The 15,749-nt window shown below is 75.1% G+C and carries 10 protein-coding genes and 1 pseudogene; 4 read left to right on the top strand and 7 right to left on the bottom strand.

Annotated features, from left to right (window positions below):
* Positions 1 to 153: pseudogene (locus tag ACIQ87_RS26440) on the top strand (IS110 family transposase); the annotation flags it as partial.
* Between the two features lie 8 nt (positions 154 to 161).
* On the opposite strand, the gene treZ reads toward ACIQ87_RS26440, so the two are convergent.
* From treZ to glgX, 3 genes are all read right to left on the bottom strand, one after another.
* Positions 162 to 1,895 (bottom strand): malto-oligosyltrehalose trehalohydrolase, encoded by a 1,734-nt coding sequence (gene treZ, locus ACIQ87_RS26445; protein WP_402410815.1) that lies wholly within the window; start codon positions 1,893 to 1,895, stop codon positions 162 to 164.
* Positions 1,895 to 4,330, bottom strand: a complete 2,436-nt coding sequence (gene treY, locus ACIQ87_RS26450) for a malto-oligosyltrehalose synthase (protein ID WP_402410818.1) — start codon at positions 4,328 to 4,330, stop codon at positions 1,895 to 1,897. The genes treZ and treY overlap by 1 nt, the downstream gene beginning before the upstream one ends.
* 205 nt (positions 4,331 to 4,535) lie before the next feature.
* The gene (glgX, locus tag ACIQ87_RS26455) at positions 4,536 to 6,659 is read right to left on the bottom strand and encodes a glycogen debranching protein GlgX (protein WP_402410821.1); all 2,124 of its coding nucleotides are present in this window, start codon (positions 6,657 to 6,659) and stop codon (positions 4,536 to 4,538) included.
* A gap of 479 nt (positions 6,660 to 7,138) precedes the next feature.
* On the opposite strand from glgX, the gene ACIQ87_RS26460 reads away from it, so the two are divergent.
* The 3 genes from ACIQ87_RS26460 to ACIQ87_RS26470 all read left to right on the top strand — a co-directional run bounded on the left by ACIQ87_RS26460 (position 7,139) and on the right by ACIQ87_RS26470 (position 10,016).
* Positions 7,139 to 8,329 carry an SAV2148 family HEPN domain-containing protein gene (locus ACIQ87_RS26460; protein ID WP_402411098.1) on the top strand — a complete coding sequence of 397 codons (1,191 nt, stop codon included), beginning with the start codon at positions 7,139 to 7,141 and terminating at the stop codon, positions 8,327 to 8,329.
* Positions 8,330 to 8,841: 512 nt separating this feature from the next.
* Complete coding sequence (locus ACIQ87_RS26465) at positions 8,842 to 9,543, top strand: exonuclease domain-containing protein (protein ID WP_402410823.1); 702 nt, start codon at positions 8,842 to 8,844, stop codon at positions 9,541 to 9,543.
* Positions 9,540 to 10,016: a GNAT family N-acetyltransferase gene (locus ACIQ87_RS26470; protein ID WP_402410826.1), complete on the top strand. Its 477-nt coding sequence runs from the start codon at positions 9,540 to 9,542 to the stop codon at positions 10,014 to 10,016. The genes ACIQ87_RS26465 and ACIQ87_RS26470 overlap by 4 nt, the downstream gene beginning before the upstream one ends.
* Before the next feature lie 48 nt (positions 10,017 to 10,064).
* On the opposite strand, the gene ACIQ87_RS26475 is transcribed toward ACIQ87_RS26470, so the two are convergent.
* The 4 genes from ACIQ87_RS26475 to ACIQ87_RS26490 all read right to left on the bottom strand — a co-directional run bounded on the left by ACIQ87_RS26475 (position 10,065) and on the right by ACIQ87_RS26490 (position 15,378).
* Positions 10,065 to 10,808: a DUF3592 domain-containing protein gene (locus ACIQ87_RS26475; protein WP_402410829.1), complete on the bottom strand. Its 744-nt coding sequence runs from the start codon at positions 10,806 to 10,808 to the stop codon at positions 10,065 to 10,067.
* Between the two features lie 99 nt (positions 10,809 to 10,907).
* Positions 10,908 to 11,951 (bottom strand): polysaccharide deacetylase family protein, encoded by a 1,044-nt coding sequence (locus ACIQ87_RS26480; protein WP_402410832.1) that lies wholly within the window; start codon positions 11,949 to 11,951, stop codon positions 10,908 to 10,910.
* A gap of 173 nt (positions 11,952 to 12,124) precedes the next feature.
* Positions 12,125 to 13,018, bottom strand: a complete 894-nt coding sequence (locus ACIQ87_RS26485) for a phosphotransferase enzyme family protein (protein ID WP_402410835.1) — start codon at positions 13,016 to 13,018, stop codon at positions 12,125 to 12,127.
* 119 nt (positions 13,019 to 13,137) lie between these two features.
* Positions 13,138 to 15,378, bottom strand: coding sequence for an MMPL family transporter (locus tag ACIQ87_RS26490; protein WP_402411101.1), 2,241 nt, complete (start codon positions 15,376 to 15,378; stop codon positions 13,138 to 13,140).
* Between the last annotated feature and the right edge of the window lie 371 nt (positions 15,379 to 15,749).

Here is a 15,749-nt window from a genome sequence, read left to right on the forward strand (position 1 = left end):
TCGCGAAAGTTCTACGACCGCAAACGCGCGGAGGGGAAACGGCACGTCCAGGCCGTGATGGCCCTGGCCCGCAGACGCGTCAACGTCCTGTGGGCCCTGATTCGTGACCGACGGTGCTACCACATCACACCCCCAGCGACCGAGACGGCTTGACAACGACATTAGGAAGCGACGATCGCCACCGCGTCCGCCGCCAGCCGCACCGCCGCCCCCTCCAGCGCCGCCGCCCCGAAGGCCGCCACCACCTCGCGCCCGGTGGCCCCCAGCGCCGGTGCGGCCTCGTCCGGCCCGAGGTTGACGGCGATCCGGTACGGCCCCCGGTGCACCACCAGCAGGCCCGCCGCGTCGTCGTGCGTCACCCGAACCGCGCCGAGGTCCGGGTCGGACAGTTCCGGGCGCTCGCGCCGCAGCCGGATCAACTTCCGGTACCAGGCGAGCAGTTCGGTGTGCGGGGCGCGCCGGAGCTCGGTCCAGTCGAGGACCGAGCGCAGTACGGTGGCGGGCTCCTGCGGGTCGGGGACGGCGTCGGCGGTCCAGCCGTGCTCGGCGAACTCCCGCCGCCGGCCCTGCCGGACGGCCTCGGCGAGGTCCGGGTCGGTGTGGTCGGTGAAGTACTGCCAGGGGGTGGCGGCTCCCCACTCCTCGCCCATGAAGAGCATCGGGGTGAACGGCGAGGTGAGCACCAGCGCCGCGCCGCAGGCGAGCCGGCCGGGGGAGAGGCTGGTGGAGACGCGGTCCCCGAGCGCCCGGTTGCCGACCTGGTCGTGGGTCTGGAGGTAGCCGAGCAGCCGGTGTCCGTCGCCGAGCGGGGCGAACGGGCGCCCGTGGGTTCGGCCGCGGAAGGAGGACCAGGTGCCGTCGTGGAAGAACCCCCGGGTGAGCGCCTTGGCGAGGGCGGCGAGCGGGGCGCGTGCGAAGTCCCCGTAGTAGCCCTGGGATTCGCCGGTGAGCGCGCAGTGCAGGGCGTGGTGGAAGTCGTCGCTCCACTGGGCGGTGAGGCCCTGCCCGCCGGCCTCGGGCGGGGTGGTGGTGGCCGGGGTGTTGCGGTCGGACTCGGCGACCAGGAACAGCGGCCGGTTGGTGGCGACGGCCAACTTCCGCACCTCGCTGGAGAGTTCCTCCAGGAAGTGGACCGCCCGATGGTCCACGAGGGCGTGCACGGCGTCCAGCCGCAGCCCGTCGATCCGGTAGTCGCGCAGCCAGGCCAGCGCGCTGCCGATCAGGTAGGCGCGCACCTCGTCCGATCCGGGCGCGTCCAGGTTGACCGCCGAGCCCCACGGGGTGTGGTGCCGGTCGGTGAAGTACGGGCCGTACGCGGGCAGATGGTTGCCGGAGGGGCCGAGGTGGTTGTGGACGACGTCCAGCACCACCCCGAGGCCCCTGCGGTGGGCGGCGTCCACGAAGCGCTTGAGCCCGTCGGGGCCGCCGTAGGGCTCGTGGACGGCCCAGGGCGAGACCCCGTCGTAGCCCCAGCCGTGCCTGCCGGGGAACGGGCAGACCGGCATCAGTTCGACGAAGTCCACGCCCAACTCGACCAGGTGGTCCAGGCGTTCGGCGGCGGCGTCGAAGGTGCCGCGGGCGGTGAAGGTGCCCACGTGCAGCTCGTACAGCACCGCGCCGGGCAGCGGCCGGCCGTGCCGGCCCTCCTGTGACCAGCGGAAGGCGGCGTGGTCCACCGCGCGGCTCGGCCCGTCCGGCCCGTGCGGCTGCCGGGCCGAGCGCGGGTCCGGCAGCGGCGGGCCGTCGTCGAGCCGGAAGGCGTAGTCGCCCGCCGGGGCCTCGCCGGACCACCAGCCGTCCCGGTCCGGGCAGCGGGCCAACTCGTAGGCGAAGCCGTTGACTTCGACCCGCACGCGGTCGGCCGCGTTGGGCGCCCACACCTCGTAGGCCGGCATCATCCCCTCCTCGTCAGCAGCGCCACCGGCAGGCCCGCCAGCAGCTCGGCCACCGGCACCGCGCCCGCCGGGAAGCTCCGCCCGGTCAGCTCGTCCGTCCACGGCCCGCCCGCCGGCAGCTCCAGCACGGTGTCGCGCCAGCCGCCCGCCCGCTCCAGCCCGTACGGCAGCCGGGTGACGGCGGTGACCACGTCCTCGCCCCGGGCGAAGGCCAGCAGGTGGTCACCGGCGAGGCCCACGGCGTGCAGCGGCCGGTACGGGCCGAGCGGGCGGGAGCGGCGCAGGTGCAGCGCGGTGGCGGTGAGGTGCAGCTTCTCCCGGGCGAGGTCGCCGGGGCGCGGCGCGGCCGCGTCGGTCAGCCGCACGGCGAGCGCCCCGAAGTCCACCACACCCCGGTTGTCCGGGTCCACCAGGGTGTACAGCGGCTCCTCGCTGCCCTGGTAGAGGTCCGGCACGCCCGGCACGGTGAGGTGCAGCAGCGCGGCGGCGAGGGTGTTGGCGCGGGCGTACGGGGCGAGGGCGTGCACGGCGCCCTCGATCCTGGGGAGCAGCCCGGGGTTGCCGTGGACGGCGCGGGCGCGCTGCTCCAGGGCCCGCTCGTAGCCGGGGTCGGGGCTGGTCCAGGAGGTGTGCAGCTTGGCCTCGCGGGCGGCCTTGAGCAGGGCGGCGACCAGCCGGTCCGGGTCGATCGGCCAGGCGGCGACCAGGGTGTGCCAGAGCAGCCAGTCGGCGTCCCGGTCGAAGCCGGGGCCCGCGGCGGTGGACCACGCGGCGGCCTCGGCGGCCCAGGCGTCCGGCCGCTCGGCGAGCACGGCGAGGCGGGCCCGGGCGTCGGCGCTGCGCTTGGTGTCGTGGGTGGAGAGCACCGTCATGCTGTGCGGCCAGGTGCCCTCCAGGTAGCGGCACCAGTCGTGGAACTCCGCCGGGTGCAGCCCGGGCCGGGCGGGCTCGCCGCCGACCTCGTTGAGGCCCGGCAGGGCGTTCCAGCGGTAGAAGGCGGTGTCCTCGACGCCCTTGGCGGCCACTGCGGCGGCGGTCTGGGCGAAGCGCGCGCAGAACTCGTCCTTGTCGGCGCCGCGGCCCAGCTCGCCGAGCGCGAGCGCGGCCACCAGCCGGTCGGTCGGGTCGGCGGAGCCGTCCAGGGCCGCCCGCAGCTGCTCCACCGACGCCGTCGACGGCGCCTCGCCGGGCCGGGCGTACGGCCGGTACGCCGGGTAGCCGGTGAGCAGCCGGCCGAGCGCCGCGCGCAGCTGCCCGGGCGCGTGGTCGGCGTGCGCGGGCTCGGCCGCGCCGATCCGCAGCGCGATCCGCACCAGCCGCTCGACCTCGGCGGCGAGTTCGCCGTCCGGCCCGGCCATGTCGGCGCGCCCGCGCCGGGCCTCGGCGATCGCGGGGTGCGGGTCGGCGCAGAGGTCCCGGACCGGGCCGCCGTGCAGGAAGGACTCGTACGCTCCGGCGAGGCGGCAGGCGCCCGCGTGGTCGGTGAGCACGCCGTCGATCCGGCGCAGCGCGTCGTAGCCGGTGGTGCCGGCCACCGGCCAGTCCGCGGGGAGCCGCTCCTCGCCGGTGAGGATCTTCTCGACCACGACGTACGCCCCGCCGGTGGCCGCCGCCAGGCGCTCCAGGTAGCCGCGCGGGTCGGCGAGCCCGTCCGGGTGGTCGATCCGGAAGCCGTCCAGGACGCCGTCGGCGTGCAGCCCGAGGAGGACGGCGTGGGTGGCGGCGAACACCTCCGGGTCCTCGGCCCGCAGCGCGATCAGCTCGTTGACGGTGAAGAAGCGCCGGTAGTTGAGCTCGGTGCGGGCCAGCCGCCACCAGGCCAGCCGGTACCACTGGCGGGCGAGCAGCTCCGGCAGCGGCAGCTCCTCGGTGCCGGGGCGCAGCGGCAGCTCGTGCCGGTGGTAGCGCAGCACTCCGGCGTCCACGGTGAGCTGGTCCAGCACGGCGCCGAGCCGGTCGCCGAGCAGCGGCAGCAGCACCCGACCGCGTCCGGGGGCGTCGACGGGGCCCGCCTGGGCCGTCCAGTCGATGTCGAACCAGCGTGCGTACGGCGAGTCGGGCCCGTCGCGCAGCACCTGCCACAGCGGCCGGTTGAGCCGCTCGGGGGCGGGCACGGCCATGTGGTTGGGCACCACGTCGGCGATCAGGCTCAGGCCGTGGCGGTGCGCGGCGGCGGCCAGCTCGCGCAGCGCCGGCTCCCCGCCGAGCTGCTCGCTGATCCGGGTGTGGTCGACGGTGTCGTACCCGTGGGTGGAGCCGGGGACGGCTTCCAGCAGCGGGGAGAGGTGCAGGTGGGAGACGCCGAGGGCGGCCAGGTAGGGGACGGCGGCGGTGGCGTCGTGGAGGGTGAAGCCGGGCTGGAGCTGGAGGCGGTACGACGATGAGGGGACGGCGGCGGCCGGGCGGGGCTGCGCGGGCTCGGCGGCGGGGGTCATAGCTCCATAGGTACCCGGGGGAGGGCGCCGCCAAGACCCGCTGCTGACCCGAACAGGTGACCTACCCGGCCGTCCGAAGGGCCGCGCCGCTTCCGGGGAGCGGCCCGGTGCCGCCTTCGAGGACCCGCTTCGAGGACCGTCCCCCCGCGCCGGCTACGCGGGCCGCCTCCCCGCGCCGGCTACGCGCACCGCCTCCCCGCGCCGGCTACGCGGGCCGTTGCAGCACCATCAGCGAGCGGTCGGTCAGCCACAGGCTGTCCCCGGCCTTGACCCGGGCACCGGTGCCCGGGGCGGGCAGCCGGGGCCGGGCGGTGTCGACCACGACCTGCCACTCCTGCCCGTGGTCGGCGGGCACGGTGAACTCCAGCGGCTCGAAGTGGGCGTTGAACATCAGCAGGAAGGAGTCGTCGACGATCCGCCCGCCGCGCCGGTCCGGCTCGGAGATCGCGTAGCCGTTGAGGAAGACGGTCAGCGACTTGGCATGGCTGGCACCCCAGTTGCGCTTGGTCATCTCCTCCCCGGTCGGGGTGAACCAGGCGATGTCGGTGAGGTCGTCGAAGCCGCCGGAGGCGGACACCGGCCGGCCGTGGAAGAACCGCCGCCGCCGGAACACCGGGTGGTCGCGGCGCAGCCAGATCATCCCCTGGGTGAACTCCAGCAGCCGCGCCTGCGGCCCGTCGCCCTCGGGCCAGTGCACCCAGGTGAGCTCGTTGTCCTGGCAGTAGGCGTTGTTGTTGCCCAGCTGGGTGCGGCCGAGCTCGTCGCCGTGCGAGAGCATCGGCACGCCCTGGGAGAGCATCAGGGTGGCGATGAAGTTGCGCTGCTGGCGCTCCCGCAGCTCCTCGACGGACGGGTCGGCGGCGGGGCCCTCGACGCCGCAGTTCCAGGAGCGGTTGAAGGACTCGCCGTCCCGGTTGTCCTCGCCGTTGGCCTGGTTGTGCTTCTCGTTGTACGAGACCAGGTCGCGCAGGGTGAAACCGTCGTGGCAGGTCACGAAGTTGATCGAGGCGATCGGGCGGCGGCCGTCGTCCTGGTAGAGGTCGGAGGAGCCGGTGAGCCGGGAGCCGAACTCGGCGAGGGTGGCGTTCTCGCCGCGCCACAGGTCCCGCACGGTGTCCCGGTACATGCCGTTCCACTCCGTCCACAGCGGCGGGAAGTTGCCCACCTGGTAGCCGCCCTCGCCGAGGTCCCAGGGCTCGGCGATCAGCTTGGCCTGGGAGACCACCGGGTCCTGCTGGACCAGGTCGAAGAAGGAGGACAGCCGGTCCACCTCGTGGAACTGCCGGGCGAGGGTGGCGGCGAGGTCGAAGCGGAAGCCGTCCACGTGCATCTCGGTCACCCAGTAGCGCAGCGAGTCCATGATCAGCTGGAGCACGTGCGGGCTGCGCATCAGCAGGCTGTTTCCGGTGCCGGTGGTGTCCTCGTAGAAGCGCTGGTCCCGGGCGAGGCGGTAGTAGGAGACGTTGTCCAGGCCGCGCAGCGACAGCGTCGGCCCCAGGTGGTTGCCCTCGGCGGTGTGGTTGTAGACGACGTCCAGGATCACCTCGATCCCGGCCGCGTGCAGCGCCTTGACCATGGACTTGAACTCCTGCACCTGGTGGCCGCGGTCGCCGGTGGAGGAGTAGGAGGAGTGCGGGGCGAAGAAGCCGACGGTGTTGTAGCCCCAGTAGTTGGCCAGGCCGAGGTCCCGCAGCCGGTGGTCACGGACGAACTGGTGCACCGGCATCAGCTCGATCGCGGTGACGCCGAGCTTGGCCAGGTGCTCGATCACCGCCGGGTGGGCCAGGCCCGCGTACGTCCCGCGGATCTCCTCGGGGATGCCCGGGTGCAGCCGGGTGAGGCCCTTGACGTGCGCCTCGTAGATGACGGTGCGGTGGTAGTCGGTGCGCGGCGGGCGGTCGGTGCCCCAGTCGAAGTACGGGTTGATGACCACCGAGTGCATCGTGTGCGGGGCGGAGTCCAGGTCGTTGCGGCGCTCGGGGGCGCCGAAGTGGTAGCCGTAGACCGACTCGTCCCAGTCGATGTGCCCGCTCATCGCCTTGGCGTACGGGTCCAGGAGCAGCTTGGCGCTGTTGTGCCGCTGGCCCAGGCCCGGGTTGTACGGGCCGTGCACGCGGAAGCCGTAGCGCTGGCCGGGCTGGACGCCGGGGAGGTAGGCGTGCCGGACGAAGGCGTCCGTCTCGCGCAGTTCGACGGCCGTCTCGGAGCCGTCCTCGGCGATCAGGCACAGCTCGATCCGGTCGGCGCTCTCGGAGAACACCGCGAAGTTGGTGCCGGCCCCGTCGTAGGTGGCGCCGAGCGGGTAGGGCGTACCGGGCCAGACCTGCATGACTCCTCAACTTCCTTTCTGGCGACGGAAACCGGCATGTGATCCGAGGGCGATCCGGATCGCCTGACCGGACCGGACGCTCTTTTCCCGGCCGGGCGGCCGGGCATGTGCGCGACCGGGCGCCGTGACGCACGGCACAGCGGCCGTGACGCGCGGCACAGCGCATACTCCCCGAGCCCGTCCCCGGCGGCCGGGACATCCGGCCCGGGTTGGGCCGAACGAGCGCCCACCGGGCATTCGTGTGAAGAGTGCGCCCGGTGGTGCGGGGGAGCCCCCGGGCATCCGGCTGCGGGCGGCTCGCGGCGGGCAGTACCCTTGATCGTCCGGCCGCGTGGGCGGGCCTCCAGGAAGTCACAGGGAGTCAGCGGCCCCCGCGCCCGCGGGGGTCGGCCGCAGCAGACCAGACGAGGTGGCGCATGGTGTTCCCCGCCGACGGCCCCGGCCGGGGCGCGGCCCGCAGCGAGGCGCCCACGGTCGTCATGCGCCCCACCCTGACCGGCCGCGCCCTGGTGCCCGCCCAGAGCGGCCCGGTCGAGGTGCCCGCCCTGGCCTGGTCGGCCGGCGAGTGGGAGGACGCCTACCAGCGGGTCCGGCTGTCCGGCCGCGCCTACGTCTGGCTCAACCTCGTCGAACAGCGGCTGCGCGCCCTGGTCGACGAGGTGCTGCACCCGATCTACGCCCCCGCCCACGGCGAGGACTGGGTCACCGCCGCCGCCGGGCCGGCCGGCGAGGAGTGGGCACACCGGGCCGGAGCCGTCCGCGAGGTCAGCCGCCGCAAGGGCTACCTGCTCGACCCGGCCGACGACGACCCGCTGGTCTTCCTCACCCTGCCCCAGCTGCGTGAACTGATGGTGCAGCACTGGCCCTGCTTCGAGCCGTACCTGGCCGACCGGCGCGAGATCGAACTGGCGCTGGACGAGCTGGAGGTGGCCCGGCACGTGGTCTCCCGCAACCGGGCGCTCACCCAGACCGTGCTCGCCCAGACCGAACGGGCCGCCGCCCGGCTGCTCGCCGTACTGGACGGCGGCGCCGGCGGGGTGCCCGCCGACGTCGTCGAGTCCCTGGTGGCCGGCCGGTACGCCGACGTCGTCGCCGTGCACGCGGACCGGGTCCGGCTCCAGCGCGACCTGCCCGTCGAGGACCTGCTGGACGGCGCCCGGCGTCTGGACGCGCTCGGCATCGGCCTCGGCATGCTCTGCCAGAACTACACCGGCAAGCGCCTGGTGCGCCTGGCCGGCGAGGGCTGCCGGGTGCGGCTGCTCTTCCTCAACCCGGCGAGCAGCGCGGTGCGCCGCCGTGAACGCGAACTCGGCCTCGGGCGCAGTGAGTTGTCCCGCTCCATCGAGATGAACATCATGCACGTGCGACGGGTGCGGGCCCGGCTGCGGGACCAGGGCGGCTTCGAGATCCGGGTCTTCGACGAGACCCCGCGCTTCACCGCCTACCTCGTCGAGGGCCCCCGCACGGCCGGCCAGGCAGGCGGCCGGCGGCAGGGCCGCGACCTCGGCGTCGTCCAGCCCTACCTGCGCCGCGCCCGCGGCATGGAGTCCCCGGCCCTGGTGCTGCGCGGCGGCGCCGGCCAGCAGCCCGGCGGCACCGAACCCGGACTGCTGGAGGTCTACCGCGAGGAGTTCGAGGGCGTCTGGGCCGACTCCCGGCCCGTCTCCTGAGCCGCGCGCAATCGAAAAGGCGCTGGTCGGGGCGGCGGTGCCGAGGCGATCCGGCCCTGGTACTCGGCTCGCACTCCGTCGAGGACCCGCTCGGAGCCCGCCGGGTCGTCGGAGGAGCGCGCCCCGAACTCCACCCCTTCGAACGGCGTCGACAGGAGCCGGTCGACGAAGCCGTCGGTCCCCGGTGTCGCCCGGCGGTGCGGTAGCGCCGGCAGCGCGTCGATGTCGGTGTCGGCGAGCTCGGCGTCGAAGTGCTTGACCCGGTCCGCGGGCAGCGACCCACGGATCTCCCTGATCGTCCTCCCTGATCGTCCGCAGCGGGTGGACGCTGTCGGCTCGGCGCGGGGGTACGGGCAGGTCCGGGGCGGTGCTCATGGTCGGCTCATTCGCTCGGGTCCGGGGAACGGCGCAGGGCGGGCGGGCCCATGATCGGGCTCCCCGTGGGCCGGTCTGTCGGTGGGGCGGGTGATGATAGGGGCTGTTTCGAGAGGCAGGACGGAAGGACACACCTGATGAGCTGGTGGCAGCAGCCACTGGTCGGCTTCGACCTGGAGACCACGGGCACCGACCCGGCCGTGGACCGCATCGTCACGGCCGCGCTCGTGGACACCGTCGGGGCCGCCCGGGTGGGCGCCGCGCACTGGCTGCTCGACCCCGGGGTGCCGATACCCGCCGAGGCGGAGGCGATCCACGGGATCGGGGACGAGGTGGCGCGGAGCAAGGGCAGACCGGCGAAGGAGGCGGTGGAGGAGATAGCCGCCGCGCTGTGCGAGCGGATCGCCGACGGGCGGCCGGTGGTGGCGTTCAACGCGCCGTTCGACCTGTCGCTGCTCGACGCCGAGCTGCGCCGGCACGGGCTGGCGACGCTCGCCGAGCGCCTGGGCCGCCCCGTCGGGCCGGTGCTGGACGCGCTGGTGATCGACCGGGCCGTGGACAAGTACCGCAAGGGCTCGCGCACCCTGCAGCGGGTCTGCGAGCTGTACGGGGTGGAGCTGACGGACGCCCACGAGGCGGGCAGCGACGCGCTGGCCGCCGTCCGGGTCGCCGTCGCGCTGGCCGGCCGCTACCCGAACGAGGTCGGCGCGCTGGACCCGGCCGAACTGCACCGGCGGCAGATCGACTGGTACCGGCAGTGGGCCGAGGGCCTCCAGGCCTGGCTGCGCCGCGGCAAGGACCCGCAGGCGGTGGTCGACCCGCGCTGGCCCGCCCGGTGACGGACGTCCGCCCGGTACGCCCCGCCCGCTCCGCGGACCTGCCCGGTCTCCTCGCGCTCGCCGCCGAGGTCGAGCACTGGTTCGGCCCGATGGTCGCCGAGCCGGGCTTCCACCGCGCCGTGCGCGACGGCATCGACCGCGGCCTGGCGACGGTCGCCGAGGACGGCGACGGGCTGCTCGGCGGCCTGCTGTTCGGCGCCGGCGGCCCGGGGCCCCACCACCTGCACTGGCTGGTGGTCGCCGGGCGCGCCCGGGGCACCGGTGTCGGCCGGGCACTGGTCGAGGACGCGCTGCGCCGCCGCGTCCGGGGCCCGGCCACCGTCGAGGTGGTGACCTTCGGCCCGGACCACCCGGGCGCGGTGGCAAGCGGCGCCCGGGTCTTCTACGAGCGGCTGGGCTTCACCCCGGCCGAGGCCGCCGCCCCGGGCCCGGAGGGCGGCTCCCGGCAGGTCTACCGGCTGCGCGTCGACTGACGAGGGCACGGCGCCGACCGGGTGCCGGCCCCGGGCCCGCCCGCGGCGTCAGACCCCCTCGGGCGGGGCCACGACGGCGGCCTCGGCGGTGTCCGGCGCCAGCGGGTCGTAGCGGACGGTCATCGACTGCCCGACCCGGGGCGCGAGGTAGGCCTGGACGCGGACCACGCAGTCCAGGCTGCGGGCGACACCGTCGGGGGCCGCGTAGCCGACGGTGAGCCGGAACTGCGGCTGGGCGAAGCCCGTCGGCTCACCGGGCCGGACGGCGGTGACGGTGCCGACGGTGCTCACCCCGTGCGCGGCGAGCCGGTCGGCGGTCGTCCGGGCGGCCCGGTACGCGCGGTACTGCGCCCGGAGCCGGGACTCGGACAGGGTGACCAGGACCAGGGTGAGCGCCGCCAGGAGCCCGACGGCGGGCAGCGCGGCCCGGTACGGCCCGCCGGGCCCGTAGACCGCGCCGAGCGCCCCGGCCAGGACGGCGAGGAGCAGGACCCCGCCGGCGGGCAGCCGGTTCGGGGCGCCGGCGCCGGGGGAGCGGCCGACCGTCGCCGCGCCCACCATGCCGGTCAGCCAGCACAGCGCGGCGCCGGCCCAGTACGCCTGGGTGTGGGGCGAGCCGAGGCAGAGCGGCGAGCAGGTCTCCGGGTCGCGGTAGGCGACCACCCCGGCCGCGAACAGCCGGCCGGCCGTCGCGCACAGCGCCAGCAGGAGCAGCGCCGCGAGCGCCCGGCCGAAGCCCAGGCGCCTTTTGAGGTAAGGGAGTCGGGGACTCGACGGAGTGCCGGCAGTCATGCCGGGAGGCTAGTGCGACGGCCGGTGCGGGCGGTGTGTGGGCCGTCGTCCGGCCGGTGAACGAGGGGGAAACGTCCCTCGGTGGCGGGCCCGACGGCCTTACGCGGCCGGGAAGTCGAAGGTGTAGCCCTGGGCGACCAGCCAGGGCAGCAGCTGCTTGAGCGCGGCCACGGTCTGGCTGCGGTCGCCGCCCCCGTCGTGCATCAGGATGACGCCGCCGGGCTTGAGCTGCTTCTGCACGGCCGAGACGATCGCCGGCGTCCCCGGCCGTGCCCAGTCGCGCGGGTCGACGGACCAGCCGAGCGAGGACATCCCCAGGCTCGCGGTGATCTGTTCGTTGTCGGCGTTGAAGCCACCGCCCGGGGCGCGGAACCAGCCGACCTCGGTGCCGGGGCCGCCCGCCTGGACGATCATGTCCCGGGCGGCGGTGATCTCGTGCACGGCCTTGTCGTGCGGGAGCTTCGCGAACGGCTGCGGGTGGTGGACGCTGTGGTCGCAGAGCCGGTGCCCGGCGGCCAGGACGCGCTTGACCATGGCCGGGTTGGCGGCGGCGTTCTGGCCGATCTCGCAGAAGGTGGCCTTGACGTGGTGCTGGGCCAGCAGGTCGAGGATCTGCCCGGTGGCCGGCCCGGGGCCGTCGTCGAAGGTGAGCGCCACGGTGCGGCCGCCGGAGGCGGTGGAGCCGATCACGGTGCCCGCCCCGGTGTGCGGGGGCGGCGCGGCGGGCGAGGACGGGTCGGCGGCCGGTGCGGTCGGGGTGGCGGCCGGCGCGGCGGGCGTGGTGGACACCGGGGAGCCGGTGGCCACGGGCGGGTTCGGCTTCGCCGGCGCCGACGGGGCGGAGGCGGAGGCGGAGGGGGCGGCGGGGGCCGCGGGGGAGACCGGCGGTGCGGCGTCCGAGCCGGGCGCCGGCGCGATGGTGGTCGCCGCCGTCCCGCTCGGCCGGGCGGCGTCCGGGGACGGCGTACCGGACGGCGTCCCGGACGCGGCCGCGCTCGGCGCCGCCCGGAGCGCCCCGCCGGCCGTCCCGCACGCGGCCAGCCCCAGGGCGGCGGCCACCGCCACACAGCCCGCCAGCAGCCGGCGCCGGGAGCGGGACGGTCGGGTCGGGGCGAAGGGGTGGCGACGGGCGGTCCGGTGCATGGCGGCGGCTCCTGAGGTGCGAGTACGGTGCCGATCTCTCGGGTCAGGACGACTGTCCGATAGGACGCCGATCGTACGTTCCTCGGTTGCGGGCCGGACCGAACCGCCGTAAGAGTCTTCTCACACCCGCCCCGGTGGCAGCGCCGCCCCGCCACGGGTAACGGACAGGGCCGTCAGAACGGGTACCAGCGCACCTCCGTGGCCCCGTCCCGCAACGAGTCGACCCGGCGCCGGAACTCCTTCAGCGCGGCCGGGTTGCTGGCCGCCTGCTGCGCCACCCAGGAGGCGCTGGCGGTCTCCCGGGCGCCGCGCAGCACCGTGAAGCCGGGCCACTCGCGCACGTCCCAGCCGTACGCCTCGGTGAACGCCCGGTACTCCTCGGCGGGCACGCCGTACCGGTCCTGGCTGAGCGCGAGGACCACCAGGTCGTGCTCGCGCAGGTCGTTCGCCATGAACTCCAGGTCGAGCAGCACCGGGCCTTCGGGGCCGATGTGGACGTTGCGCGGCAGCGCGTCGCCGTGGATCACCCCGGGGTGCAGCTGCGGGACGAGGTCCGGCAGGGCGGCCTCGAAGGCGTCCCGGCGGTGGCGCAGGAAGGCGACGTCCGCCGGGTCGACGTGGCCCTCGGCGGAGGCCAGCCAGCGTTCGACCGGGGCCAGCAGGTCGCGCCGGCCGAGCGTGAAGGGCGGCAGCGGCAGCCGGTGCAGGGCGCGCAGCAGCGGGGCGAGGTCGACCGGGCGGGCGGGCCGGACGGCGGGCGCGAGCCGGTGCCAGAAGGTGACCGGGTGGCCGTCGGCGAGCTGCGGCTCGGGCGCCACCGCGTCGTACGGGCGGACCACCGGCACCTCCTGGCCGGCCAGCCAGTGGGCGAGGGCCAGCTCGCGGTGCGCCCGGTCGTACAGCTCGGGGCCGCGGCCGACCTTGGCGACCACGGCCGGGACGCCGAGGTCGAAGACGGCGTTCTCGCCGAGCGCGAGCAGCGTGGCCCCGTCGGGGGCGGCCAGTCCGGCCGAGTCGCAGGCCTGGGCGAGCAGCAGCCGGGCGCGGCCCTCGTCGAAGGGGATCATGGCTGGGTTCCGTTCCGCCGACGTTCGTCCGGAGGTTCCCGGACGGTGATCATCATGACGCACGGACGCCGGGCCCCGCGCGTTGCGGGACCCGGCGTCGGGGCGTTCCGGCGGGGCGCTCAGACCCCGGCCCGGCGGTGGCGCGCCCCCTCCGTCGACGCGGCGGCCGGCCGGGCGGGCGGCGCGGCCCCGTCGGCGCCGAGCGGCGGGACGGACTCGCCGTGCGAGAGGTCCGGCAGCCAGCGCAGCCAGCGCGGCAGGTACCAGTTGCGCTCGCCCAGCAGCGTCATCACCGAGGGCAGCAGCACCGCGCGGATCACCGTGGCGTCGATCAGCACCGCGACCGCCAGGCCCACGCCCATCTGCTTCATCACCTGCATGGACAGCGAGCCGAAGACCGAGAACACCCCCACCATGATCACCGCGGCGCTGGTGACCACCCCGGCCGTGGACCGGATGCCGTGGGCGACCGCGGCCCGGGTCGGCAGGCCGCGGTCACGGCCCTCCTTGATCCGGGAGACCACGAACACGTGGTAGTCCATCGAGAGCCCGAAGAGGATCACGAAGAGGAACAGCGGCACCCAGGACTCCACCGCGCCGACCCCGGCGGTGCCCAGCAGCGAGGCGCCCATGCCGTGCTGGAAGACCAGCGTCAGCACCCCGTACGCGGCGCCCACCGAGAGCAGGTTGAGCACCACGGCGGTGGCCGCGACGACCGGGGAGCGGAACGAGGTGAGCATCAGCAGGAAGGCGAAGGCGACGACGAAGCCGAAGACCAGCGGCATCGAGCCGGTCATCTTCCGGTTGAAGTCGTACGAGGCGGCGGTCTGGCCGGTGACCGGGGCCTCGGTGCCGGGCACCCTGAGCACGGTGGCGGGCAGCAGGTCCTCGCGCAGGCTCTTCAGGGCGTCGTTGCTGGTGGCGTCGTTGCCGGTGCCGTTGAGCGGGATGGCGACGACGGCCACGTTCCGGTCGGCGTGCACGGCGACCTCCACCGGGCCGTGCATCCGCCCGCCGGCCAGCGCCCTGGCCTGGAGGTCGGCGATCGCGGCGGTCATCGCGGGGGAGTCGATGTCGGCGGCCCTGATCACCACGGTGGCGGGGGCGGGGCTGCCGGGGAAGGCGGCCTCGATCTTCTGCGAGGCGGCGACCAGGGCGTTGCCCCTGGGCAGCTGCTGCTGGAAGGTCAGCTTGGCGGTGTGCATGGTGAGCAGCGGTGCGGCCAGGGCCAGCAGGAAGGCGCAGGCGAGCACGGTGGCGGCCAGCGGGCGGCGCAGCACCGGGGTCAGCACCGCGTTCCAGAACCGTCCGCCGTCCTGTCCGGCGTCCGGGCGGCGCAGCTTGGCGAGGAACGGCACCCGGCCCTTCTCGACCCGGTCGCCGAGCAGCGACAGCAGCGCGGGCAGCACGGTGAGCGAGCCGAGCACGGCGGTGATCACGACCACGATGGTGGCGAAGGCCATCGCCTTGAAGGTGGAGATCCCGGTGAGGAACATGCCGGCCATGGCGACGACCACGGTGATGCCGGAGACCAGCACCGCCCGGCCGCTGGTGGCGGCGGCCACGGCCAGCGCGGTGGCGGCGTCGCGCCCGGCGGCCCGCTCCTCGCGCTCGCGGCGCAGGTAGAACAGGCAGTAGTCGACGCCGACGGCGAGGCCGACGAGCAGCATCACCGAGCTGGCGTCGCCGCTGGTGTGCAGGAACCCGCTGCCGAGCGCGACCAGGCCGGCGGCGGCGACGAAGGCGGTGAGCGCCAGCACCACCGGCAGCACGGCGGCGACCAGCGCGCCGAAGGCGACCAGCAGGATGCCGAGGGCGAGCGGCACGGCCGTCCACTCGGCGCGGGCGAAGTCGGTCGTGAGCTGGTCCTGCACCCACTTGCCGGAGCTGGCGTCGCCGAGCTGGACCACGGTCAGGTCGGGGTGCTGCTTCTGTACGGCGGCCACCGCGTCCAGCACCGGCTGGACGTGGTCCACGGCCTCGGTGGCGTCGCCCTTGAGCGTCAGCGTCACCAGTGCGGAGTGGCCGTCCGCGGAGACCGCCCTGGTGTCGTACGGCGAGCGGACCTCGGCGGCCTCGCCGGTGCCGTCGACGGCGGCGACCACCTGGCCGACGACGGCGCGGAACTCCGGGTCGTCGGCGCCGCGGGTGGCGCTCTGGACCAGCACGGTCTCGCCGGCCGGGCTCTTCAGGCCGGCCTCGTCGAGGATCCGCGCGGCCCGGGAGACCTGTCCGGGGACCTGCTCGGCTTCGGTGATCCTGGTGCTGCCGTGCAGGCCGCCGAGAGTGGCGGTCAGGACGACGAACAGCAGCCAGCCGAACACGGCCGTCCTGCGGTGCCGGGCGCTCCAGGCGCCCATCGCGGCCGCCAGGCCGAGTCTGGGCTTCACGGGCTTCACGGTGGTTCTTCCCCCCTGGGAGATTCGGCGGTCGTCGCCGGACGGGAGCGGCGGCGGCCCCGGGTCGCGGGAGTCGCCGATGGCGGTGCGCCGACTGCGGTCCGGCGTCCCGATCGACAGTAGGGAAAGGGGGGTTGACGGTTAATCCGGCTGGCGGGTGGCCTCTTCCTGGTGCTCTCCTCGGGGGTCCGGGTGGGGTTTTCCCTACCCCCGGACCCCGAGATCTCCTCCTGGGGGGTAGGGGATCCACCTCCACCCTGAGGGGGAGAAGTCTCCACCCGTAGCACGAGGTCAACGGGCCCGTGCCCGGGAGAAACTGGGCCGGGGCCGCT

Origin of the sequence: Kitasatospora sp. NPDC096204 (assembly GCF_044763205.1) — a bacterium.
GTDB lineage: Bacteria > Actinomycetota > Actinomycetes > Streptomycetales > Streptomycetaceae > Kitasatospora.

Bases quoted from the DNA above. Each gene is read 5' to 3' on its own strand.
- ACIQ87_RS26475 (WP_402410829.1), bottom strand. From the start codon at position 10,808: ATGACTGCCGGCACTCCGTCGAGTCCCCGACTCCCTTACCTCAAAAGG.
- treY (WP_402410818.1), bottom strand. From the start codon at position 4,330: ATGACCCCCGCCGCCGAGCCCGCGCAGCCCCGCCCGGCCGCCGCCGTC.
- treZ (WP_402410815.1), bottom strand. From the start codon at position 1,895: ATGCCGGCCTACGAGGTGTGGGCGCCCAACGCGGCCGACCGCGTGCGG.
- ACIQ87_RS26480 (WP_402410832.1), bottom strand. From the start codon at position 11,951: ATGCACCGGACCGCCCGTCGCCACCCCTTCGCCCCGACCCGACCGTCC.
- ACIQ87_RS26460 (WP_402411098.1), top strand. From the start codon at position 7,139: ATGCGCCCCACCCTGACCGGCCGCGCCCTGGTGCCCGCCCAGAGCGGC.
- glgX (WP_402410821.1), bottom strand. From the start codon at position 6,659: ATGCAGGTCTGGCCCGGTACGCCCTACCCGCTCGGCGCCACCTACGAC.
- ACIQ87_RS26465 (WP_402410823.1), top strand. From the start codon at position 8,842: ATGAGCTGGTGGCAGCAGCCACTGGTCGGCTTCGACCTGGAGACCACG.
- ACIQ87_RS26485 (WP_402410835.1), bottom strand. From the start codon at position 13,018: ATGATCCCCTTCGACGAGGGCCGCGCCCGGCTGCTGCTCGCCCAGGCC.
- ACIQ87_RS26490 (WP_402411101.1), bottom strand. From the start codon at position 15,378: ATGGGCGCCTGGAGCGCCCGGCACCGCAGGACGGCCGTGTTCGGCTGG.